Origin of the sequence: Algoriphagus antarcticus, assembly GCF_002150685.1 — a bacterium.
GTDB lineage: Bacteria > Bacteroidota > Bacteroidia > Cytophagales > Cyclobacteriaceae > Algoriphagus > Algoriphagus antarcticus.
In genome coordinates this window covers 152,478-175,437 of the sequence record NZ_MSSW01000009.1, presented here as the reverse complement: position 1 = coordinate 175,437, position 22,960 = coordinate 152,478, and the positions used below count along the sequence as shown (strand labels likewise).

Annotated in this window: 19 protein-coding genes; 3 read left to right on the top strand and 16 right to left on the bottom strand. The window is 42.7% G+C overall.

Features of this window, described 5'->3' with window-relative positions:
- Window positions 1–13: 13 nt before the first annotated feature.
- Window positions 14–673, bottom strand: coding sequence for a metal-dependent transcriptional regulator (locus tag BVH04_RS06010; protein ID WP_086540459.1), 660 nt, complete (start codon window positions 671–673; stop codon window positions 14–16).
- Window positions 674–784: 111 nt separating this feature from the next.
- On the opposite strand from BVH04_RS06010, the gene BVH04_RS06005 reads away from it, so the two are divergent.
- Window positions 785–3,067: a TonB-dependent receptor gene (locus BVH04_RS06005; RefSeq protein ID WP_086540458.1), complete on the top strand. Its 2,283-nt coding sequence runs from the start codon at window positions 785–787 to the stop codon at window positions 3,065–3,067.
- Window positions 3,068–3,379: 312 nt separating this feature from the next.
- Here BVH04_RS06005 and BVH04_RS05995 read toward each other — a convergent pair whose 3' ends face one another.
- The 12 genes from BVH04_RS05995 to BVH04_RS05940 all read right to left on the bottom strand — a co-directional run bounded on the left by BVH04_RS05995 (window position 3,380) and on the right by BVH04_RS05940 (window position 19,879).
- Complete coding sequence (locus tag BVH04_RS05995; RefSeq protein ID WP_086540456.1) at window positions 3,380–3,784, bottom strand: DUF3347 domain-containing protein; 405 nt, start codon at window positions 3,782–3,784, stop codon at window positions 3,380–3,382.
- Between the two features lie 13 nt (window positions 3,785–3,797).
- The gene (locus BVH04_RS05990) at window positions 3,798–4,493 is read right to left on the bottom strand and encodes a PepSY domain-containing protein (protein WP_086540455.1); all 696 of its coding nucleotides are present in this window, start codon (window positions 4,491–4,493) and stop codon (window positions 3,798–3,800) included.
- On the bottom strand, window positions 4,490–5,089 hold the full coding sequence (locus BVH04_RS05985; RefSeq protein WP_169714366.1) for a DUF2911 domain-containing protein: 600 nt from the start codon (window positions 5,087–5,089) through the stop codon (window positions 4,490–4,492). Before BVH04_RS05985 ends, BVH04_RS05990 begins: the two co-directional genes overlap by 4 nt.
- Window positions 5,090–5,135: 46 nt before the next feature.
- Complete coding sequence (locus BVH04_RS05980) at window positions 5,136–7,178, bottom strand: copper-translocating P-type ATPase (protein WP_086540454.1); 2,043 nt, start codon at window positions 7,176–7,178, stop codon at window positions 5,136–5,138.
- 21 nt (window positions 7,179–7,199) lie between these two features.
- Window positions 7,200–8,510: an APC family permease gene (locus tag BVH04_RS05975; RefSeq protein ID WP_086540453.1), complete on the bottom strand. Its 1,311-nt coding sequence runs from the start codon at window positions 8,508–8,510 to the stop codon at window positions 7,200–7,202.
- Between the two features lie 256 nt (window positions 8,511–8,766).
- Complete coding sequence (locus BVH04_RS05970; RefSeq protein WP_086540452.1) at window positions 8,767–11,268, bottom strand: multicopper oxidase domain-containing protein; 2,502 nt, start codon at window positions 11,266–11,268, stop codon at window positions 8,767–8,769.
- Window positions 11,269–11,273: 5 nt separating this feature from the next.
- Window positions 11,274–11,732, bottom strand: a complete 459-nt coding sequence (locus BVH04_RS05965) for a DUF305 domain-containing protein (protein ID WP_086540451.1) — start codon at window positions 11,730–11,732, stop codon at window positions 11,274–11,276.
- Between the two features lie 164 nt (window positions 11,733–11,896).
- The gene (locus BVH04_RS25060) at window positions 11,897–12,361 is read right to left on the bottom strand and encodes a hypothetical protein (protein ID WP_140160533.1); all 465 of its coding nucleotides are present in this window, start codon (window positions 12,359–12,361) and stop codon (window positions 11,897–11,899) included.
- A gap of 3 nt (window positions 12,362–12,364) precedes the next feature.
- Window positions 12,365–14,146, bottom strand: a complete 1,782-nt coding sequence (locus tag BVH04_RS05955; RefSeq protein WP_086540450.1) for an efflux RND transporter periplasmic adaptor subunit — start codon at window positions 14,144–14,146, stop codon at window positions 12,365–12,367.
- 4 nt (window positions 14,147–14,150) lie between these two features.
- The gene (locus tag BVH04_RS05950) at window positions 14,151–15,563 is read right to left on the bottom strand and encodes a TolC family protein (RefSeq protein ID WP_086540448.1); all 1,413 of its coding nucleotides are present in this window, start codon (window positions 15,561–15,563) and stop codon (window positions 14,151–14,153) included.
- The gene (locus BVH04_RS05945; RefSeq protein WP_086540447.1) at window positions 15,560–19,369 is read right to left on the bottom strand and encodes an efflux RND transporter permease subunit; all 3,810 of its coding nucleotides are present in this window, start codon (window positions 19,367–19,369) and stop codon (window positions 15,560–15,562) included. The genes BVH04_RS05950 and BVH04_RS05945 overlap by 4 nt, the downstream gene beginning before the upstream one ends.
- Before the next feature lie 93 nt (window positions 19,370–19,462).
- The gene (locus BVH04_RS05940) at window positions 19,463–19,879 is read right to left on the bottom strand and encodes an HYC_CC_PP family protein (protein WP_140160532.1); all 417 of its coding nucleotides are present in this window, start codon (window positions 19,877–19,879) and stop codon (window positions 19,463–19,465) included.
- Between the two features lie 528 nt (window positions 19,880–20,407).
- Between BVH04_RS05940 and BVH04_RS05935 the strand changes: the two genes are divergently transcribed.
- The gene (locus BVH04_RS05935) at window positions 20,408–20,611 is read left to right on the top strand and encodes a hypothetical protein (protein ID WP_086540443.1); all 204 of its coding nucleotides are present in this window, start codon (window positions 20,408–20,410) and stop codon (window positions 20,609–20,611) included.
- 44 nt (window positions 20,612–20,655) lie between these two features.
- On the top strand, window positions 20,656–21,135 hold the full coding sequence (locus BVH04_RS05930; protein WP_086540441.1) for a DUF305 domain-containing protein: 480 nt from the start codon (window positions 20,656–20,658) through the stop codon (window positions 21,133–21,135).
- A gap of 310 nt (window positions 21,136–21,445) precedes the next feature.
- Here the strand turns inward: BVH04_RS05930 and BVH04_RS05925 are convergent, their stop codons facing one another.
- The 3 genes from BVH04_RS05925 to BVH04_RS25055 all read right to left on the bottom strand — a co-directional run bounded on the left by BVH04_RS05925 (window position 21,446) and on the right by BVH04_RS25055 (window position 22,619).
- On the bottom strand, window positions 21,446–21,838 hold the full coding sequence (locus BVH04_RS05925; RefSeq protein WP_086540439.1) for a helix-turn-helix domain-containing protein: 393 nt from the start codon (window positions 21,836–21,838) through the stop codon (window positions 21,446–21,448).
- Between the two features lie 21 nt (window positions 21,839–21,859).
- Window positions 21,860–22,165 carry a type II toxin-antitoxin system HigB family toxin gene (locus BVH04_RS05920; protein ID WP_086540438.1) on the bottom strand — a complete coding sequence of 102 codons (306 nt, stop codon included), beginning with the start codon at window positions 22,163–22,165 and terminating at the stop codon, window positions 21,860–21,862.
- A gap of 97 nt (window positions 22,166–22,262) precedes the next feature.
- Window positions 22,263–22,619, bottom strand: a complete 357-nt coding sequence (locus BVH04_RS25055) for a hypothetical protein (protein ID WP_140160531.1) — start codon at window positions 22,617–22,619, stop codon at window positions 22,263–22,265.
- Between the last annotated feature and the right edge of the window lie 341 nt (window positions 22,620–22,960).

The following is a 22,960-nucleotide window of genomic DNA, read 5'->3' as shown; positions in this document are numbered from 1 at the left end:
AGCTATTAAAAGCTTACTCCACCACCTTCACGAGCAGCTTCTCACAAACTTTTTCACTTAGAGTCTCGCTGGAATGATCAGGGTAAGTGACGACTATGCTTTGATCATAGGCTTCTTTGGATCGTATTTTTAACTCTGTACCGAGGCTAAGATTTCTTCCGTTAAGGAATTCCAGAAATTCTGTCGATGAGTTGGTTAGTGCAGCAAGTATGACGGTTTGTCCAGCTTTGCAGTCCGATAAACTGAGGTAATTGATCTCTTGGATGCGCCCTTGCTTGTCAGGAATAGGAGAGCCATGTGGATCAATGGTGGGAAAACCCATCATTTCATCCATACGCTCGAAGAATTTTGGTGCATGAATATGCTCTACCTGCTCGGCGATCTCGTGCACTTCCTCCCAGCCAAAGCCCATCTTATTTACTAAAAACATCTCCGTCAGTCTATGCTTTCGGATGATCAGAGCAGCTTCTTTTTTGCCTTGAGGGGTAAGTATGACTGGCTTATATTTTTCATAAATCAACCAGTCATTTTTCTGAAGTGTTTTCACCATGCTATTAACAGTCGGCATGCTGACTTGCATCTGTGCAGCCAGCTCGGAGATATTGACCTCGTTCTTATCATTTGCCAGATTAAAAAGTGATTTCAGGTAGTTCTCTTCTGTCTGCGATGCCATATCCTATAGATTTAATATTCAAATATGTTGAATTATTTTTAAAAACAATTTTGTTAGAATAATCTAACAATGTAGATTTGTCGTATCTAATTTTGCATCTACACTTAGTTTATGACATATAATTACATCCTTTTACTGTTCTTTTCCCTCCTTTCACTGGATGCCCTTGGACAAAATTATTTACTCAAGGGCAAGGTTATTTTTCAGGAAGAACCCGTGGAATTTGCCAATGTATATGTGAAAGGCTTGTCAAATGGAGCTGTAACAGATGAGACTGGTGTATTTTCTATCACAATTGCTGAAACAGGTACTTTTACCGTGCAGGCTTCCATGGTGGGGTTTCAAACAGCTCAGCAGGTAGTGAAAGTACCAAGTGAGAATTCAGCAGAGTTGGTTTTCACACTCAAGGAAATGGATGGAGGTTTGGATGAAGTTGTGGTCAGTGGGACGATGCAGGAAGTTTCCAAATTAGATAGTCCTGTACCAGTTGAGGTTTATTCAGCCAACTTTTTTCGAGCTAATCCTACACCTTCTATCTTTGAATCTTTGCAAAATGTGAATGGCGTTCGGCCTCAGATCAATTGCAATGTCTGCAACACGGGCGACATTCATATCAACGGTTTGGAAGGGCCTTACACCATGGTGCTGATAGACGGAATGCCAATTGTGAGTGGTTTGGCTACGGTTTATGGTTTGACAGGAATTCCTCAGGCGCTGATCGATAGAGTGGAAGTGGTGAAAGGTCCAGCATCTACACTGTATGGATCGGAGGCTGTTGGTGGTTTGATTAATGTGATTACAAAAAAACCTGAGTCTGCGCCATTGGTATCATCAGATTTCTTTGCAACTGGCTGGGGAGAATTGAACTTGGACTTGGGTTTACGCTCGAATTGGGGCAAGAATATTCAATCACTTACTGGTGTAAATGCTTTTTATTACGATAATCCTATTGACAATAACGGCGATGGTTTTACGGATGTAACGCTTTCGAAGCGAATTTCATTTTTTCAGAAAATCAATGTTCAGCGGCCAGAAAACAGACTTTTCACCATGGCTGGAAGATATGTCTATGAAGATCGATGGGGAGGTGAAATGAACTGGACGAGTGCGGATCGTGGCGGTGATGAGGTGTATGGAGAGAGTATCTACACGAGTAGATGGGAGACTTTTGGCACCTGGCAGCTACCGACTTCCGAAGCAATGAATTTCCAGTTTTCTGTGAATGGTCACAATCAAAATTCAGTTTATGGAACGACCATTTACAAGGCTGATCAATACATTGGTTTTGGTCAATTGACTTGGGCAAAAACTGCACAAAAACATGGTTTACTATTTGGTTTGGCATATAGATATACTTTTTATGATGACAATACCTCAGCTACATCAGAGCTAGGTTCGGATAAAAATGCACCCTCAGTCATTCATTTGCCAGGAGCTTTTCTTCAAGACGAAATCAAATTCACAACCAATCAGAGTCTGCTGCTAGGTGTGCGATACGATTACAATTCCATCCATGGTTCGATTTTTTCACCGCGTGTGAATTACAAATTGTCTTCAGCTGACAAGAGTACGGTTTTTAGGCTCTCGGCAGGAAATGGCTTTCGTGTAGCCAATGTTTTTACAGAAGATCACGCGGCGTTGACTGGCGCTAGGGAAGTCATCTTTACTGAGGAGTTGAAACCAGAGCAAAGCTGGAATGTAAACACCAATTTGGTGAAGAAAATTTATACCGATAAGGGGACTTTTATCGGGCTGGATGGCTCAGTATTTTACACCTATTTCACCAACCGGATTATTCCAGACTATGAGACAAATCCAAATCAGATCATTTATTCCAATCTGGATGGCTCAGCAGTTTCGAAGGGAGTTTCTCTAAATCTTGATATAGCCTGGCCAAATGGTTTGAATATAACCGCTGGTGGAACACTCATGGATGTGAGTATAGAAGAGGAGGGAATCAAAACCCGCCAGTTGCTCACAGAGAAGTTTTCAGGAGTTTGGTCTGTAGGCTATGACTTTTTCCGCTTGGGTTTGACGGTGGATTACACAGGGAATGTCTATAGCCCGATGCGTTTACCGCTACTCGGCACATTGGACGACAGACCTGCTTATTCGCCGTGGTTTAGCATTCAGAATATACAGCTGACAAAGAAGCTGGGGGAGAAATGGGAAGTTTTTGGAGGCGTGAAAAATCTACTGAATTTCACGCCTGCGGCAAATTCTATCGCTAGATCCTTTGACCCATTTGATAAAAATGTAGTGTTTGCCACTGACGGTTCAGTGATTCCTACGCCAGGCAATCCAAATGGGTTGACGTTTGATCCGACTTATGTCTATGCCCCAAATCAGGGTGCTAGGGGATTCCTGGGTGTGAGGTTTACGGTTTCGGATTGAGTATTTTTATATACCCACACAGCACACAAAGAAAGCGTGAAGGGAAGAGTTGGCTCCTTGATCATTGAATTTGAAAATAGCTCATTGACTATTCTTTTATCCATAAAAAAGGGTAGGAGCGAAAGATTTTTCGCCCCTACTTCGTGGTTTTTAATATTAAATCTTCTCAGTCACAGATCCACATTTCAGCATTTTATCTCCGAAATAGGGATTTCTGATTTCTTCCGATAGACTCAACCAATTTGCGCCTTTATTGTCATTCGCCATCGGGCAACGTTGTAGAAACAAGGTCCCTGAAGTCAGCTCACTGTTTTAGGCAAGCTCTGTCATTTGTTCAGAAAGACTGACAAATGATTCTCTCTGAATCGTAGGATCTGTGCTTTCTGAGATCTTCTGCACATCTACTTTTATTGAATTATATTTTTCATTGGCTAGCAGAGATTCCAACTTCTTAGCTTCCTCATTTGCTTTTGTGCCATCAGTTTCCACCAATGCGTCCTTCAAAGCTAAATATGCATTGAAAATCTGTGTGGTTGATTCTTCTTTGAAAACAATTGTTTTAGACGATTCAGTAATTGATTCATTGTCTGTAGCTTCATGCATTTCATGATTATCCGCATTTTCCATTTGGGAGTGATCTTCAGTTGATTTGCTAGAGCAAGCAAGGGAAAGAGCAACTACTAGGGAAAGGGCAAAAGGTGTTCTTAGATTTTTCATTTTTGATAAGTATTTATTTTTTCGTTTTTATATTTTTCTTTCTTGACATAAAGAATAGGGTAAATCCTGAGGCTACTGCTGCTAATCCTGCCAGGGAAAATATGCGTAGTAAAAGGTTATTGAAATTGTCCCTTCCTGCATAATCCATGGTGTGAAACATCCATAGGAAATCAAACCAGCGCCAGGCTCTATGTCTGACTTTGGTGAATTGCCCGCTCTTGGCATCGACATAGGCTACGAGATTTTCAGGATGATCAAAATGAACAGCCCAAGCGGGAAGGGCAGTTCCCCTGTATTCATGGTGAGCCCCGGTTTCAGTCAAGTATTCCATTTTACTGATTTGGAGATCGTCTTTGATATAAATTTGGGCGATATCCTTGGCTTCTACTTCAGAAATCTCAGGATGCAGACTACCAGTTTGAGCATCGAATAATTTACTTTCATTCACCCAGTAGTAGGGTTTGTGGTTGACAAACCTGAGCTCGAGCGTAGCTATCATGAGCGTAGAATCCAGCTTATTGAGATCAATCAATTCACCTGCATTCTCATGCATCATATGATCAGTACGGAAATGATCCCCGTGGATTTCATCGATATCTGTCCAGCTAAAGTACAGGCCACTAATTGTCCAAAATATGAATTGAATCCCTATAAAAACGCCTAGAAATCGATGGATTCTCCGGGCGTAGTATTGATTATTCTTCCTCATTTTTCGGCATTGACTACGTCAAAGGATATCTTCGTTTTATCCCATGAAAAAGCTATAGTGGTTGTTTTGGCATCTTTTTCTTTTACTTCGAAAGTTAAAGCTTCTACCGTTTCTGACAACTGGTTCGGTTTTACCATAAAGCGAAAGAAGTCTTTGCTTTGATCATAATCGTCTGCGAGATGCATGTCCCAAACTTGATTGAGGATTACTGTCCACTCACTTTCACCAGGAATGGTAAAGAAACCATATTTTCCAGCTTTTATGCGTTTACCGCTAATGGTCACAGGTTGGTCGAACTGGATCGAAGTTGCCTTGTGAGCACCAGTTACCCAAACTTCATCGTGAGCAACTAGCCCTCCGAAAATCTGTCTGCCTCTTGCACTTGGGGCACTGTAATCAATATGAATATGGTTGCCACCTGTCATTGCCATGGCCGATGTTCTAGGGCTTTTTGGAGCTTCGGCGGGTTTTTCTTCATGCATTTCATGGGATTCTGATTCCATTTGATCCATGTCATGACCTTCATGGTCACTGGACTTTTCGGATGAGCAGGCTACAGCTGCCAGGATACTGAGTGATAAGAGGCACTTTCTCATAAAGAAATGGAATATTGAATCATGTTTTACAAATTGATTTATCATTTTAATTCTTGATTTGTCTTTTTAACAATTGAGCATTTAGGGCCACAATGACAGTACTTAGGCTCATAAGAACAGCACCAATTGCTGGACTTAGAATAATGCCAACACCTGCTAAAACACCTGCTGCCAAGGGAACAGCCACAATATTGTAGCCTGCTGCCCACCATAGGTTCTGCATCATCTTTTTATAGGTAGCTGTACCAAACAGGATAAGCTTTGCAATATCTTTTGGATTGCTATTGACCAACACGATATCAGCTGTTTCCGCGGCTACATCTGTTCCCGAACCTACGGCAATTCCTACATCGGCCTGAGCAAGAGCAGGTGCATCATTGACGCCATCGCCCGTCATCGCCACGAATTCACCTTTTGCTTGGAGATCTTTGATGATCTTCTGTTTGTCTTCGGGTAATACTTCAGCGAAATAGCCATCCAACTCAAGTGTATCACTTACCGCTTTTCCGACCTGTTCATTGTCTCCGGTAGCCATCAGGACTTTAATCCCCTGCTTTTTCAGAGTTTGTATGGCTTCTGCCGACTCTTTCCTGATTTCGTCGGCAAGAGCTATATATCCGATGAGCTTTCCTTCAGATAGCACAAATACAACTGTTTCGTCATCTGTTTTGAATGCTTCTTTAGGAGACTCTATTTCTTCTTCTTTTAACATACCAGGACTTACAATTTTAATCTCTTTACCTTTTAAGGTGGCCTTTATGCCTTTTCCGGTGATGTTTTGAAAGTTTTGGGGTTCATCTAAGGTTAAATTTTCTGATTTTGCCTTTTTAACGATTCCTGCTGCAATCGGATGTTCGGAACTGTTTTCAATGGAAGCGGCAATTTGCAATAATTCATTATCTGAAAGAGATTCAGAAACGCTTTTGAAACGGGCAACACCAAAATCACCTTTGGTTAATGTGCCTGTCTTGTCAAAAATGATAGCTGTGATTTTTCGTGCATTTTCAAAGGCAGTTCTATTTCGAATCAACAATCCATTTTTTGCTGAAACGGATGTGGAAATTGCGACAACCAGAGGAACTGCTAGTCCCAATGCATGAGGACAAGAAATGATCATGACTGTGACCATTCGCTCCAAAGCATATTCAAAATCTTTACCCAAGCTCAACCAAACCACTAGGGTTGTAATACCTGCTCCCAAGGCAATATAGAATAACCATGCAGCTGCCTTATCTGCCAGATTTTGGGTTTTTGATTTGGTTTCCTGAGCTTCTTTAACCATCGCAATCACTTTGGACAAGTAAGAATCTTCTCCAATGTGCTTTACCTTGATTTTTAAGGTGCCATTGTCATTGATTGAACCACCGATTACTTGGTCATCTTTATGCTTAGATGCAGGTTTTGATTCACCGGTAAGCATGGATTCATTGACATGGCTTTCACCTTCGATCACAGTACCATCGGCAGGGACTTTCTCTCCCGGCCTCACCAGAATGATGTCGTCGCTCTTCAGATCAGTAATAGGTACGTCTTCATGATCCCCATTTTCTTTGATTCTTCGAGCTGTGGAAGGCATCATTTTGGCCAGTTCCTGTAAAGCGTTGGAAGCTCCCATCACAGACTTCATCTCTATCCAATGCCCTAATAGCATAATGACTATTAAGCTGGCCAGTTCCCAAAAGAAGATCTTACCTCCGAGTCCAAAGACCACTGCCGAACTGTAGAAATAGGCGACTGATATCGCTAATGCAATTAAAGTCATCATGGCAGGAGCTTTCTTTTTCAATTCATCTACCAATCCTTTTAGAAATGGCCAACCGCCATAAAAGAAGATGACGGAAGAAAGTGCAAACTGAAAGTACCTATCACCATTAAAGCGAAGTTCATAGCCCAACAGGTCTTGAATCATCGGGGCTAGCACTACAATAGGAAGGGTAATGACTAATGAAACCCAGAACCGTTTCTTAAAATCGGCAATCATGTGTTCATGATGATGCGCATGAGACTCATGATGACTCTTTTGATCGCTGTGGTTATGATGTCCCTTATCTTGATTATGGTCCTTATGATCAATGTTATGATGTTCCATGATTACTTTAAGTTAAGTTCACTAGTTATCTCTTGCTAAAAACCATTTTTCTCCTGCGAAAACAAGAATCATCACGACTCCTGCTACTATGAGTACCAATAGGTCTGATTTTGCCTTTATCCATAAAAAAGCTACAAGCACGACAAAGTCCAATAAAAGGGCTGTGATCACAATGATGCCATTTGCTTTAACTTCTTTTCTCAAATACTTAAAAACTCCCCAATGAATAATCATATCCATTACCAAGTAGAATATAGCCCCCAAAGAAGCTATTCTTGAAAGATCGAAGAAGATGGTCAAGACTATGGCAATACTGACCACGTACACTAACATGTGTTTTTGAATACTGCCTGACATACCTAAATGACTGTGAGGTATAAGGTCCATATCCGTGAGCATGGCTGTCATCCGGGAAACTGCAAAAACACTTGCAATTACACCTGAAACCGTAGCAATTAGCGCAATCCCGACGGTGAAATATAATCCATAATCCCCAAAGGCAGGCTTTGCTGCTTCAGCGAGCGAATAGTCTTTTGCAGCTATAATTTCTGTTACTGAAAGACTTGAATTAACCGCAATGGCTACCAAAAAGTAAACAACCGTGCAGATTAGCAAAGACCAAATTATTGCTTTACCAACATTTTTCTTCGGATTCACGACTTCGCCTCCACTGTTGGTGATGGTAGTAAAGCCTTTATAGGCTAAAATGGAAAGTGCCAGCGCGCCAATGTAACTGCTTGCAGAATATTCTGAATTTTCGGCAGGTGCAGGTATCAAGTCTTCGTAAGAAAAGCCCGCTGCCCACAATCCTGCAACTGCAAAAACCACAATCCCCATAATTTTAAGAAAGGCCATGACTTGAGAAGATTTTCCCAAAAGCTTATTGCCCGATATGTTAACGACAAAGGCAACAATTAATAACAATACCCCGAGTACGGGAACCCAAAAGTCTGGACTATCGGCAGCAAATAGCTGCATCGTATAGGTGCCAAAAGTTCGAGCGACCAAACTTTCACTGATGATCATAGATAAGGCCATCAACAATGATGCAAAAGCTGTTATCGTGGTTTTGCCATATGCTTTCTTCAGTATCATCGCAATACCACCCGCTGATGGATAGGTATTGGAAACTTTTATGTAGGAATACGCACTAAATCCAGAAATAATTGCGCCCAATAAAAAGATATAAGGAAACCATGTACCGGATAGCTCGGCTACTTGTCCCAATAGTGCAAAAATACCTGCACCGATCATAACTCCGGTTCCTAATGAGATCGTATCAGTTAGTGAGAGACTTCCGGCATTATAATCCTTATCATTACTTGTATCCATAATTATTTGGGTTTGACGGGATTTCTAATCTTTTGAAAATCGCCTCCATCTAATCTATTTTTTTTTAGGTGTTTCAATTTCATCTATCGCCAGTTCGATTGGTTCGGAGTCGTTGAAAGGAGCTTTTTGACTGAACTTAATTGTAGAAGATTGGTGCGAGATCATTGCTGTCATCTAATTAAGAATTATATACATGTTGATGGTAAGAGGAGTCATGATCCATACTAAGGTTTATTGATTTGTGAAAAATTATCCATTAAAACCGAACCGTCAATCCTCCACCGGCTCCAAAGCGATTGTCATAGCTACCCATGACGGAGAAATTTCTCGTGAAGATGTAACTGACCCCGGCAGACCAGGTGGTTTCTCCCTTGTAGTCAGCATTTTCACCAATTTCAGGTAATGTATTGGTCAAGCCGAAATCCATTTGATATTCATATACTCCGAAGATTGAGGTGCGTGGGAAAATCATGATTTCCCGATCAATTCTAATTTCCGGTCTGAGTTTGTGATCCAGTCTCACATCAAGGTTGAAGAGGTAAGGAGTCAGAAAGCGAATACCAACGATGGCGGTGGTGCTGATTTCATCCAGACTTTCCGGGATTTCATTTTCCACATTCACTCCGGCAAAAACCCTGAAATAATCATACAAATATCGCTCATAAGTAAACTCTGCCTCCATATTCTGATTGTAGCCATATTCCATATTCAGATTGAATTGATTCCGAATATTCGAGGACATAATGTTGATCTCAGTCATGTGGGAGGCGACCTCGGCAGTTCCCCAATTGTAAAAATGATTTCCTTCTTGGAGCAACTTATTCAATGGGAATGGTTTTAATCTTGGATCTCTCGGTGTATCGTAGGAGAACACCCGAGCCATACCACCCATCATGTGATATAATACATGGCAGTGAAAAAACCAGTCACCGTATTCTGTTCCTTCAAACTCGATGGTGATTTTTTGCATCGGGGGAACATTGACGGTGTGTTTCAGTGGGGAATATTCTCCTTTATCATTGATCACTCGGAAAAAATGGCCGTGCAAGTGCATCGGGTGGTGCATCATGGTGAGATTGTTCAAGGTGATTCGGGTAACTTCTCCACCTTTGATTTTAATCTGATCAGCTTCGGAGAGAGGCACACCGTTCATGCTCCAGATGTATCGCCACATATTTCCAGTGAGATTAAGCAGTACTTCATTGACCGGGATATCTTCATCGAAGTCGGTTTTCTCGACGGCTTTCAAGTAATCGTAATTATATTCTGCAAACATGTCCATTCCTGGCATTTGTCCCATCGAATCATTCATTCCCATCTTCTGATCGTTCGACATGGTCTTTTCCTTGGATTCATTAGGTTTCATTTTGGAGTGGTCCATGCCTGAGTGATCCATCTGCATCATGCTACTGTCCTTATCGGACATTTTCATTGCAGGCTTGGACTCTGGTTCCTTTTTCATTTTGGAGTGGTCCATGCCTGAGTGATCCATCTGCATCATGCTACTGTCCTTATCGGACATTTTCATTGCAGGCTTGGTCTCTGGTTCCTTTTTCATTTTGGAATGGCCCATTCCTGAATGATCCATTTTCATCCCTTTCATCTTGCCGTCCATTTGCATGCCCCAGGTTTCCATCATTTCCTGTGGTTTTTCCTCGGAAGGATTAAATTTCATAGCCGGTGCGCCCATTCGCATATCCATTTCCGCCATTTTCATCATCATCCCGATCTTATCAGGACGTGGTAACACTGGTGCTAAGATGGCATTGCCACTTCCAAGGAACGCTGAGGTTGTTCCTGAACCATCTTGTGCCATGGCTCGGATTTCTATTTTTCCAGCTGGGGGAATGGTCACGATAAAATCGTAGGTCTCAGCTATGGCGATAAAAGTTTTGTTTCGGGAAATCGGGGCTACATTCAAGCCATCTGCAGAAACCAAAAGGGGATCTTTTCCTCCAAATGTCAACCAAAATTGAGAGGAAGCCGAACCGTTGATCATTCGAACCCGAACTTTATCTCCCGGTTTAAATTCGGGATATTCGGTGGTGATCTGGCCATTATTTAAAAATGCATCGTAATAAATATCAGCGATGTCGGCTCCTTCCATCCGCTGCTTCCAGAAGTTGAGCTGGGCTCCAAACCCGCCTCTGCCAATCACCATGCTTAATGGAGTGGCCGTTCCTTTTTTGATATTATACCATTCATTTCCCCGCTTTAGATTTCGCAAGACGTTCATTGGTTTCTGTTCAGTCCAGTCGGAAAGCAGGATCACCAGATCCGAATCGTATTCCAAAGTTTTTTCTTTGGGCTCAATTATTATAGATCCATAGACTCCACTTTGCTCTTGCAGCATCGTGTGCGAATGATACCAATAGGTACCGGATTGAATCAAAGGAAATTCATATTTCTGAGTCTCTCCCGGCATAATAGGAGGAGTGGTGAGGTAGGGAACCCCATCAAAGAAATTTGGAAGCAAGATCCCGTGCCAGTGCACAGAGGTCTCTACGTCCATCTCGTTTTTGACATAGATGACTGCATAGCCGCCTTCCTGAAAAGTGAGCGTAGGACCCGGAATACCATCGTTTACTGTCATTGCAGCAACTGGTTTTCCAGTTTTGGAGACCATTTCCTGCTTAAGAGTAAGTGTGTAAACAGCGGTATCGGTCGGGACCTGTTCGGCTATTGCGATCGCTTGTACAAAGCACAACGATATAAGCAGCGCAACATTTTTAAGGAATTTGTCTGTCTTATTGGTCATGATTTTTAGTCTTGATTCTGTAATCTTTGTATCATCGCTTCCATTTGAGCGATTTCTTTTTTCTGCGCTTCGATTATATCCTGAGCCAACTTTTGTGCTTCCGGATCTTGTAAGTGAGCTTTTTGACTGACCATAATCGCCGAGGAATGATGTGGGATCATCGCTTTCATCCATTGTACATCAGCAATCAAAGTTTGATTTCTAAGCATGGTCAAGGTGGCCAGGAAAATCACCAAAGCCGAAGCGATGATGATGTAATTGGCTTTCTTATTCTCATACATTCCCCACATAAAAAACATCATCGAAATCGCCATAGGAGCGATCATCAAAATGGTCATGTAAGTTCTGGTCGTGCTAAGCATGACATGATCGAAAATGTCAGCATTTAAAAACATCACGCCATACATGATGACAAAAGAAACTGCCATCATCAATGCGAATTTTTGATAGGATTTGTTTTTCATGGTTTGGGTTGGTTTAAGTTAATGTTTTGTGTCAGGTGCTGGATGACCGATGCTAGATGACCGATGTCCGATGCTAAATGACCGATGCTTGATGACCGATGTTAGGTGACCGATGCTAAATGTCCGATGATCGATGCCCGGTGCCCAATGTTAGGTGACCGATGCTAAATGACCGATGATCGATGCCCGGTGCCCAATGTTAGGTGACCGATGCTACATGACCGATGACCGATGATCGATGCCTGAAGTCCGTTTTCTCCCAACTGCCCACTGCTTTCTGCAAACTGATCCCGAAAGCAATCGGGACTGCCGCCTGCCCACTGCTTTCTGCAAACTGAAGACTGCCGACTGCCCACTGAAGACTGCCCACTGCCCACTGATGACTGCCCACTGAAGACTGCCCACTGCCCACTGATGACTGCCCACTGAAGACTGCCCACTGATGACTGAAGACTGCCCACTGCCCACTGCCCACTGCCCACTGCAAACTGCCGACTGCAAACTGCCGACTGCCCACTGCAAACTGCCGACTGCCGACTGCAAACTGCCGACTGCAAACTGCCCACTGCCCACTGAAGACTGCCTACTGCAAACTGCCCACTGCCGACTGCCCCCTGCCCCCTGCCCACTGCCTAATGCCTATGCTCCCCCGAACTAGGTACAGCATTGGTGCCAGTAAAATCCATCACCGGCTGACCTTTCAGATAAGTCGCTTTCACCTCACCACATGTAAGCATTGCTTTCCCATAATAAGGGTTGCGGATCTGTTCTGATTCACTTAGCCAAAAGGCTCCTTTATTGTCAAAAGCCATCGGGCAAAACTCCTTATAAACCTTGTCTTTAGTAAGTCCAAAAGTCTCTGTTAAATCCAGAAAAGCTTGGGAAAGCGGAGCAAAGTGCGTTCGTTGTTTTTCGATATCGGTTTCTTTTGACATCATTCCAGCAGCTTTTTCGACCTCACTTCGGATCGACATCCATAGCTCATGAGCTGGGCCTTTGACCAAATTCATATCCACTTTTGAAAGACTGGTTTGTATTGCAGCAGCGGCTTTCTGAGTCGCCGGTGCGTCGTCATTGACCAAACTGTTCTTTACCTTGAAATACTCCTCGGTCAGTTGAGTCAATTGGGATTGAAAAGCCGAAGAAACTTCCATCGTCTTTGTTTCCGGTCGATTCATCATACTATAGCCTCCAGCCAATTGCGAAGCAGCATCAATTGCAAAAGCACCATTGGTCACGATCTCTTCACCAATCTCCAAACCTGCCTCCACAGCATACATATCGCCTATTTTTGAACCGATGGTAATCTCCCGCATTTCATAAGCAGGATATTCGGAATTAGGGACTTTGACATAAACTATGGAACGCTTGCCCGACCAAAGTAAAGCCGTACGAGGGATCGCAATCCCCGCATTTTGAGACTTCGAATTGGTTTTCACTTTTGCTGAGACAAACATCTCAGGCAGCAGCTTTCCTCCGGGATTATTCAGTTCTGCGCGAAGCGATGCCGCTCGAGTCGCCGGGTTCAAAATCGGATCGATGTAAGTGACTTTCGCTTGATAGGTTTGACCGGGAATCCCCGCAGCAGTGAATGAAATCGGATTACCCACAGCTACCATCGGTAAATCCGATTCATACGCATCCAGCATCACCCAGATTTTATCCAGATCCACAATGTTGAAAAGAACTGTACCTGTGTTTACATAATCACCTACGGCAATATTTCGCTGAGTCACCACACCGCTATGTTCGGCCAAGACTTCAAACTCAGTCTTTGGCGTTCCGGTATTTTCGATAGTTGTAATTTGCGCCTCTGATAATTTCCAAAGCCTTAATTTTTCGCGAGCTGCTTGGTACAATTCGGGGAAAACTGACCTCGTTTTCGCAGCTTCCAAAAGCTCTTTTTGAGCAGTAACCAACTCAGGCGAATAGATCGAGGCAAGACGTTGACCGACTTTCACCTTTTCTCCCGTAAAACTCACAAATAGCTTTTCTATTCGACCGGGAAATTTTGCCGTAACGGAAGCATTCTGTCGTTCATCAGCTTGAATTTTCCCAGTCAGGCTGATTTCGCCATCGCTGTTCATTCCACCTACGATGGAGGTTTGAACATTGGCCATGGCAATTGCCTCCGCTGTCATCTCATGCACCATCGGGTTAGTAGATCCAGAAGATTTCGCGGTAGCGACAGGAATCAAATCCATTCCACAAATGGGACAATCGCCCGGTTCATTCAATTTTATTTGTGGATGCATGGAGCAAGTCCAGATTTGATCGGCCAAGGCTTCTACGCCGTGGTTGTGTTCTGCATCGACAGTTTCAGGTGCAGAAGGACTGATCAGCCAGCCGATCGTGATCCCGAGGATAAGCAATAAACCACCAAATAGGTATAACTTTCTAGTTTTAGTTTCCATGTGATTAATTAGAATAAGGTTGAACCCCAGTAGCTGAAAGCATGTCCAGCATGGCTAGGGAAGTATATTGTCTGGTGATGGCACCGATCTTCGAAAACTCATAGTCCAGTATCAGTTGCTGGGCTCTGAGGACTTCTTCGAAATCTTGCCCATTGGTAGCGTAAGCAGTCAGCAGAAGGCTGAGGTTTTGATTAGCCAAGTCCAGCTGCGACTCATATAGTGCTACTTTTCGATTAGCATCCTCCAAATCACGAATTGCTTTTGACCAACCGATTTCCAGTTGGTTGAGCGTATTTCCTTTCTTGAACCGAACCGCTTCCTGACGGAGTTCAGCTTCTTTGATTTTAGCAGTGGTTTTCTTTCTGTAAATAGGCAAGGTCATCGTCACCATGGGCATAATCATATCATTGCCACCCATGGACATGCCGTCCTCAATTCTGGCCTGAAATGGCATATAATTCACTCCGGCACCAAACATCGGTCTTCCGTCCAGTTTGGCCATGCGCTTTTGAGATTCCAGTGCCAAAAGCTCCGCATCGTACATCGCTAACATGGGGTTATTGGTAGTGATACTATCTAGGATAGCCTGTTTTTCCAGATTCATAGCAAATGAAATCAAAGGTTCCGGAGTAGAAATCTGAGCTTCCCTAGGGGAATTCATCAGTTTATTTAATTCCACCTGAAGCGGAAGCTTATTAGCGTTCAGCAATTCCAGATCATTTTCCAACGTATTGATTTGAAGACGAATTCTCAGCACATCGGTCATGCCCGGGCCAGTGGATCCCATAGCCGCGGGTGAAGCCATTGCGGAAGATTTCGCTTGACTGAACATGCCCTGAGTTTGATTTCCCATGGTATTCACTCCACCTGAACCTGTGGAAAAACTAGCACTTGGCGAAGAAGCCATAGGCGTGGAGCTTGGGCTTGAAGACGAAGTCGCTGCACTTTCGAAGCGGATCAATGCCATTCGCTCGTATTTGCGAAGGATTTCGAGATTTTCTTCGGCGATTCGGATTTCCTGCTCCAATTCTGCCAATGCATACCAAGAGGTTTTGAATTGGTAAAACAGGTTGTTTTTGGCATCCAAGAAAAGCTGGTAGCGCGCTAAAGCCATTTGATCAGCTTCGGACTCTTGCGCTTTCAGCATACCGAACCAAGGAAACATCTGCATTAGGCGAATATCTGCTTGCTGATTTCCCATAAATCGCTCCATGGGTCGAAAGAAGACACCTACCTGAAGTTCAGGATCGGGAAGACTGACTTGATTGCCAATCTCCGACGCGGCCAAGTATTCGTTGTAGTAGGCTTTTAGCTCGGGATTATTTTCCGCCGCCTTGACCAAGTACTCATCCAAGCTTTGTGCTGAAGCAAACTGCACAAGACTACATAAGAGAAGAAGTGAAATTAAATGTCTCATAGTTTCTTATTTTTTAGTTTTCGCTCAGCCCACCAGCTATATAGAACTGGGACTAGGAATAAGGTGATCAAGGCAATCGTCATTCCTCCAAAAGAAGGAATCGCCATCGGTATCATGATGTCAGAACCTCTTCCCGAGGAGGAAAGCACCGGAATCAATGCCAGCAGTGTAGTAGCAGTGGTCATCAGACAAGGCAATATTCTCCTGCTTCCTGCCTCCAAAACTGCGGCTCTAATTTCGGTCACTGTCTGTGGATTATTCGATGCAAAGCTTTGCTTGAGGTAAGAGGCTACTACCACTCCGTCATCTGTTGCTATTCCGAACAAGGCGATAAAACCCACCCAAACTGCCACGGAGAGATTGTAGCTTTTCATTTGAAATAAGTCCCGCATCTCTGTTCCGAAAAAGGAGAAGTTCAGAAACCAATCCTGTCCATAAAACCAAAGCATCAGGAATCCACCGGAAAAGGCCATTGCAATGCCCGAGAATACAAATAGGGTGGTGGATACAGATTTGAATTGGAAGTATAAAATCAAGAAAATCGCAATCAGACAGAGTGGAACCACAATCGCTAAGCGCTGCTCGGCTCGGAGCTGATTTTCGTAGGAACCCGAGAACACATATCGAATTCCAGCCGGAACGACCAATTCGCCTGAGTCGATTTTACTTTTTAGGTAGCGTTGCGCATCTTCGACGACCGTTACCTCTGCAAAACCAGGCATTTTGTCCAAAAGCACATAGCCTACCAAGAAGCTGTTTTCTGCCCGAATCATATCCGGACCAGCTCGATAGGTGATATTTGCCAATTGTCCCAAGGGAATATAATTGCCCATTGGAGTAGGGACTTGGATGTTTTCGATGGCCGCTGGGTCATCACGGAATTCCCGAGCATAGCGAACCCGGATTGGGAATCGCTCTCTACCTTCGACGGTCGTGCTGACTTTCATACCGCCAATCGCCGTCTCAATAAAGTCTTGCACATCGACTACATTCATTCCATAGCGGGAGATTTGTTCTCTGTCGATGTCTAATTCCAAGTAAGGTTTGCCTACGATTCGATCTGCAAAGACCGCTTCTTTCTTTACGGAAGGTACTTCCTTGAGGTATCGCTCCAGCTTCATTCCAAACTCTTCGATGGTTTGAAGATCAGGCCCATATACTTTGATACCCATTGGAGCACGCATCCCAGTTTGAAGCATCACCAGTCGAGTCTCTATAGGTTGAAGCTTTGGAGAGGAGGTCACTCCGGGAATATTGATGACACTTATAATTTCATTCCAGATGTCATCAGGAGACTTGATTTTAGTTCGCCATTGACGGAAGTATTCACCATCCTCGTCGGGAATCATAGTTGAAGGATTGACTTTACTTGGAGTATCTAGGCTAGGATCGTAAAACTCTCCCGACTGCAATTCATAAAATCCATCATCATTTGTCTTAAAACGAAGGCGATTTCCATCCGCATCCGTTGCATATTCCGATTTGTAGTTGATCGTATTCTCAAACATTGAAATAGGCGCAGGGTCGATGGCTGTTTCTGCCCGGCCTGCCTTTCCCACTACCATATCCACTTCAGGAATCGCCGTCACCAGCATATCCAATTGGGCAAGCACTTCTTTATTCTCAGTGAGACCAGAATGTGGCATAGTGGTAGGCATTAGTAGAAAAGAACCTTCATTCAAGGATGGCATAAATTCTTTTCCCAAGCCTGGAAAGCTGTGGGTCATGCTCGACCAGAATCCCGTTGCCCGAAGATTCCATCCGACTCGGTCGGCAGTATTGGAGAAAACCCCAAAAACCCGGTCGAAACCCAACCAGACATTCATACCCAAGAGAAAAATAACGATAGGCAAGATTAGAAATTTGCCTTTATTATTCAGACACCAAAGGAGAATCCTCGGATAGTAGTGAAGAAAAATCGAGAAGGTACCCAATACCAAACCGATAATCAAAGCGATGAATATGAAATTTGTCAACAGGCTATTGGCGACACCAAGCGGAAGCCATTTGATCGTCAGCAACCAAGAAATGGCAACTACAGTGATGCCAACACGGATGTAATCTTGGTATTTTCCAACTCGCTCTGGATAATAGTGGATTAGTAAGTTTGCAATTCCAAAAGCAAATAAGACCCAACCAGCCCAAGACCAAATGGTGAAAGCTACGATTGGTCCTAAAACAATCAGTGCGATATTTAGGTAAAGCCCCCTTTGTTTGCTAGCGCTTTTCAAGGAAAAAATCCAATGGGAAAAGGCCGGCATAATCAAAAGCGTAAAAATCAATGCTGAAATCAGTGCAAAGGATTTGGTGTAAGCCAAAGGTCCAAAGAGCTTACCTTCCGCTGCCTGTAGCGTAAATACTGGGAGAAAGCTGACGATCGTCGTACTCACTGCGGTGAGAATGGCAGAGGCTACTTCAGTAGTAGCCAAGTACACCGTCTTCATTTTGGACTGACCTTCGGGCGCATCTTCAAGATGGCGCAGCACATTCTCATTGAGAATAATCCCCAAATCCACCATGGTCCCAATCGCTATGGCAATTCCTGATAGCGCTACGATATTGGCATCTACTCCGAAATATTTCATAAAAATGAAGCACATCAGTACCGCCAAAGGCAGTAGTGCAGAAATCAGGAATGAGGCTCGCAGATTAGAGACCATCACCACGATCACGATAATCGTGATCAAAATCTGAAGCGAAATAGCCTCGTAGAGTGTTCCAAGTGTCTCGAAAATCAACCCAGATCGATCGTAAAAAGGAACTATGGTGACTTTTGAGATCCTTCCATCAGCCAGCGTTTTGGATGGTAAGCCTTCGGAAAGCTTCTCGATTTCAGCTTTTACACCTTGAATGACTGCCAATGGATTGTCTCCATATCGGGCGATGACTACGCCACCGACAGCTTCGGACCCAGACTTATCCAAGATCCCACCCATATTTCGGACTTGGGGGCCAATATTAACTTTGGCGACATCCTTGATCCGAATCGGAACATTATCAGTGACTTTTACTACAGCCTGATCCAAATCGGAAAGTTCTTCTACATAGCCCAAACCTCGGACGAAATAGTCCACTTTATTGACTTCAATAGTATTGGCGCTGACATCGAGATTGCTTTTTCGGACGGCCTGCATCACATCCATCAGCGTGACACCGTAGGCTTTTAGCGCCGTTGGATCTACATCCACCTGATATTCCTTCACATAGCCACCCACCGAAGCGACTTCAGAAACTCCCTCGACAGCGGTCAGGGAATATCGGACGTAATAATCCTGAATAGTTCTGAGTTCGTGAAGATCCCAGCCACCGGCTGGATTACCATCCGCATCTCGCCCTTCAAGAGTGTACCAGTATACCTGACCCAAAGCTGTGGCATCCGGTCCCAACTTGGGCTGAACGTCATCAGGTAATAGTCCAGCAGGTAGGGAGTTGAGTTTCTCTAAAACTCTGGAGCGACTCCAGTAGAATTCTGTATCCTCATCGAAAATGATGTAGATACTGGAAAAGCCAAAAGCAGAGCTACTTCGGACGCTTTTCACGCCAGGTAATCCCAACAATGAAGTAGTAAGCGGATAAGTGATTTGGTCTTCCACATCCTGAGGCGATCGCCCCATCCATTCCGTGAATACGATTTGTTGATTTTCCCCAATATCAGGAATGGCATCCACCGGTACAGGATCTCTTGGAAGAAATCCAGTGTCCCAGTTGAACGGGGCGGTCACAACTCCCCAAGCAATGATCAGCAGGAGCAGGAGTACGGTGACTAGTTTGTTTTCAAGAAAAAACTTGATAATTGTATTTAGCATAATCGAATCCGGTAAAAGAAATAGAAAGAATCAATTGCCTAAACAGGCAACAGCTTATTCTCCCAATTCAGAGGAATTGGGCTACCGGAATGATTAAATTAAGAAGGACTGATGAAGGACTTGAAAGTCTTGCCTTAGAACTGGAGGAGGGTAATCGGTGTAATTTTCGTTGGTCTCGGTTGGAAAAATGGATACCCCAAAGAAGGTATAAACCAAGGAAACAACGAATTCTGTGGAAATATCAAGGCTGAGCGCTGACTTCTGAAGCTCTTGGTCTAAAACGAGCAATTCAAACTCCTCATCGCAACAATCTTTCTCGTCATGGGAAGTCGAATCCGCTTTAGAATGACAATCAGACTTCTTTTTGGCCATTTCGCATTCTATATTGGAAGTGGAAAAACCAATTGCACTCTCCATAGCTGTACCCATACAGAGATGTATAGTCTTAGCCAATCCCACATTGCTGAGGAGGATTAGGAGAGAAAACGCTATGGAAAATGTCTTTTTCAACAGTGTAAACTTACGAATTAAATTGTAAAGGGTTCAGATTTTAAAAATTCTAAGGACTAAACAGCTATAAATCAAGTTTTTTTATCAAATCAGTTTTTGAATACATTTCTTTCTTTGAAAGAAAAAAAATAAAAGCCCGCCGCCATTTCCACTTCCTTTTCTGCTCAAAGGCCGACCAGCATCAGATTTATATGGTTTCTTTGTGGGCATTTCGCATTTTCCTTAGAATCAGGTTGGCGAATGAGCCTCAAATTCAGGTGATTTATTCTCATAAGATTTTTAAAATTACTCAGATCAGGAAAGAAATCAGGTGGAATAGTAATTGAAGAATTGATAATTGCCGACCCTGAAAAGATGGTAGAGTGAGCAGTCTTATGCAGGCTTAATAACAAGTATTATTGTAATCACCGATCTGAAACCTGGCATTGCTTGCCTATTATGAAGAATTGTTTGGCCTAGTTACAGCCTTTATAGGGGTAAATTAGAATGAATGTCTGTGTTTCGTTTTTTATAAAAAAATAAATAACTATGAAAATTAACAACCTGTTTTATGCTGCTGCAGGGCTGCTGCTTTGCATTTCCTTTATTTCAAAGACACGCGCTGAGGATTCTACTCAAACTACGGTTACAGCACAAACTATGGCTGATACTTTGGGACTTCAACTAATCGCATCAGACCTTGTCTCCCCCGTTTTCCTAGCGCAACCACCCAATGACGAGAGGCTAGAATAAATCTAGTTTGTTTTTTACTTAACTTAAACCTTAAAATCATTCAAATGGAACACACTGAAAATAATAACCAAATGAAAGAACAGTATACCACATTTGTTTCTATGTTGGCCTCGTCTTTTGTTGCGATGTACATTACCATGTACTTGAATACCTACCAAATAGACCATGTATATTTCAGCCTGACGCGTTTTTACATGTCCTGTTTAGGCATTTCGGCAATGGCTGTAATTATGTTTCTTTTCATGAAAAAGATGTATAAAAACAGACAAAAAAACATAGCAATCATTGTTGGAAGTTTTCTCTTATTTGTTAGTGCATTATTTCTTGTCCGTGTGCAAGAACCCATCGGAGATGTGCTCTGGATGAAAGCTATGATCCCACATCATTCTATTGCCATATTGACAAGTGAACGTGCAGACATACAAGACCCTGAAGTAAAAAAGCTGGCTAATGACATAATTGAAGCTCAAAGAAGAGAAATCAGCGAGATGAAAGCAATGATAAAAAGATTGAGCAAAGATTAGTATATGTCCAACGTTCAGGCCAAGCGTTAGTATGCTTGACTTTTTAAAATGCGATTTTCTTATTCTGAAACGTTTTAGCTTAGTGCTAAAAAACTATTAATTCAAGTTTCGATTAACTGCTATAAATAAACAGCCTTACCCCTTCGGAGGAGTAGGGTTGTTAGTTCGTAAACACATGGAATTACGATCAAGTTAAGCAAGGTAGCTGTCAGCAAACCACCCAGGGTAACCACAACCATTGGGCTCTGGATCTCATTTCCCCGTTCTCCACTTTTCCTCCGTTTAGAATTTGGAGTTGAAAGTTTCCTATCTACGGATTCACTTTTTCTGGCTTTCCGTCAAGTTTATAAGGTTGAATCAGGACTTCAAGAGGCAAGCCTAACAAAACAGAAAGGTTTCTGATCATATCGATTGTCAACGCTCTTTTTCTGTTTAGCACGAGGCTGACAGTTGTTTTACTGCCAATGGCTGGAATCAAGTCTTTAGCCTTAAATCCTTTTCTTTCCATTGTTTCCCTCATTGCATCAATAGGATCGGGTAAGGAGATAGGGTAATGTTCCTTTTCATATTTATCAACTAAGGTTACCAACAACTCTGCTTCCATCCCTTCTGCACTGTCAGCATCTGCCTGAAAAATCTCAGAAAGTCTCGCAAGTGTTTTCTCGTATTCTTGCTCTGTAGTTATCGTCTTTTCCCACTTCATGATTACAATTTGGTTTACGGTTTAAAATTGGTCAATGGTGTTCACATCAACTTTGTCGTATTCTGAATGTGTTCCGATGAATTTAATAAAGACCCATTGTCTTGGGAAACTTATCTGAACTATCAATCTGTATTTGTTTCTAGCGATGTTAAACACCACCCGACTATTTTTTACTGGATCAGCATCTGGAAAATCTTCTACCACGTCCGAAGGTTTTAGCCAATTCGCATGTTTGGTGATGGACATCCATGTTTCTAAGCTTGATTTGGAATTCGGAGGCTTTTGATAAAACTGAATCAAGTTTTTGATAGATATGATGTTTTTCAAAGCAAGTCGTTTTAATAAACGTTTAAAGATATCAAAAAGTTTTCAAACTGAAAACAAACTGAAGTATTTCACCACCCAAAAAATGCATATATTTAATTCACCTAAGAATTTTCTTTTCCTGATCAAAAAAGAAATCAGTATCAATTTTCATCCTGTATCTTCCCAATCTTGCGGTATGGAGAATAGGTTTAGCAAGTTCTTGAATTGGTAGAATGTACAACTCGTCAGGATTGGAAGGTTTGCCGCCTGCTCCCAAGACAATAAATACAGGGTAATCTTCTTGCGCTGCAAACATCCTGAAATAAAAATGCCCCGCAGCTTCACCGCAGGGCATTTGCTCTAATTGTCTAATTGACGGTCTTCTCTTTTCAGAACCAGTTCGTAAAACACATGGAATTACGATCAGATTAAGTAAAGTTGCTGTCAGCAAACCGCCTAGGATAACCACAGCCATTGGGCCCTGGATTTCATTTCTTGGTTCTCCGCTTTTCCTCCATTTAGAATTTGGAGTTGAAGCAGGATATTGTTTTTGTCAGCATCCAACTGATCTATTTTTAATAGTTTCTGGACCAGGCTATTTTTGAATAATTTGAAATTTATTAGGTTACTTCTGGCACCATACACTTTTTGAAATTAAAATGAATGAATAATCTGAAATTCCGAATAGTCCACAGTGGCCTGGTCTTTAAAAAGGAGATAGAAATCAACTGACTGGGGATCGGGAAGATTATCTCCAGATTTCAGTAAAATCAAAATGTCCTTCCTAAGAAACTGCTGGGATAATGTTCTTTTAAT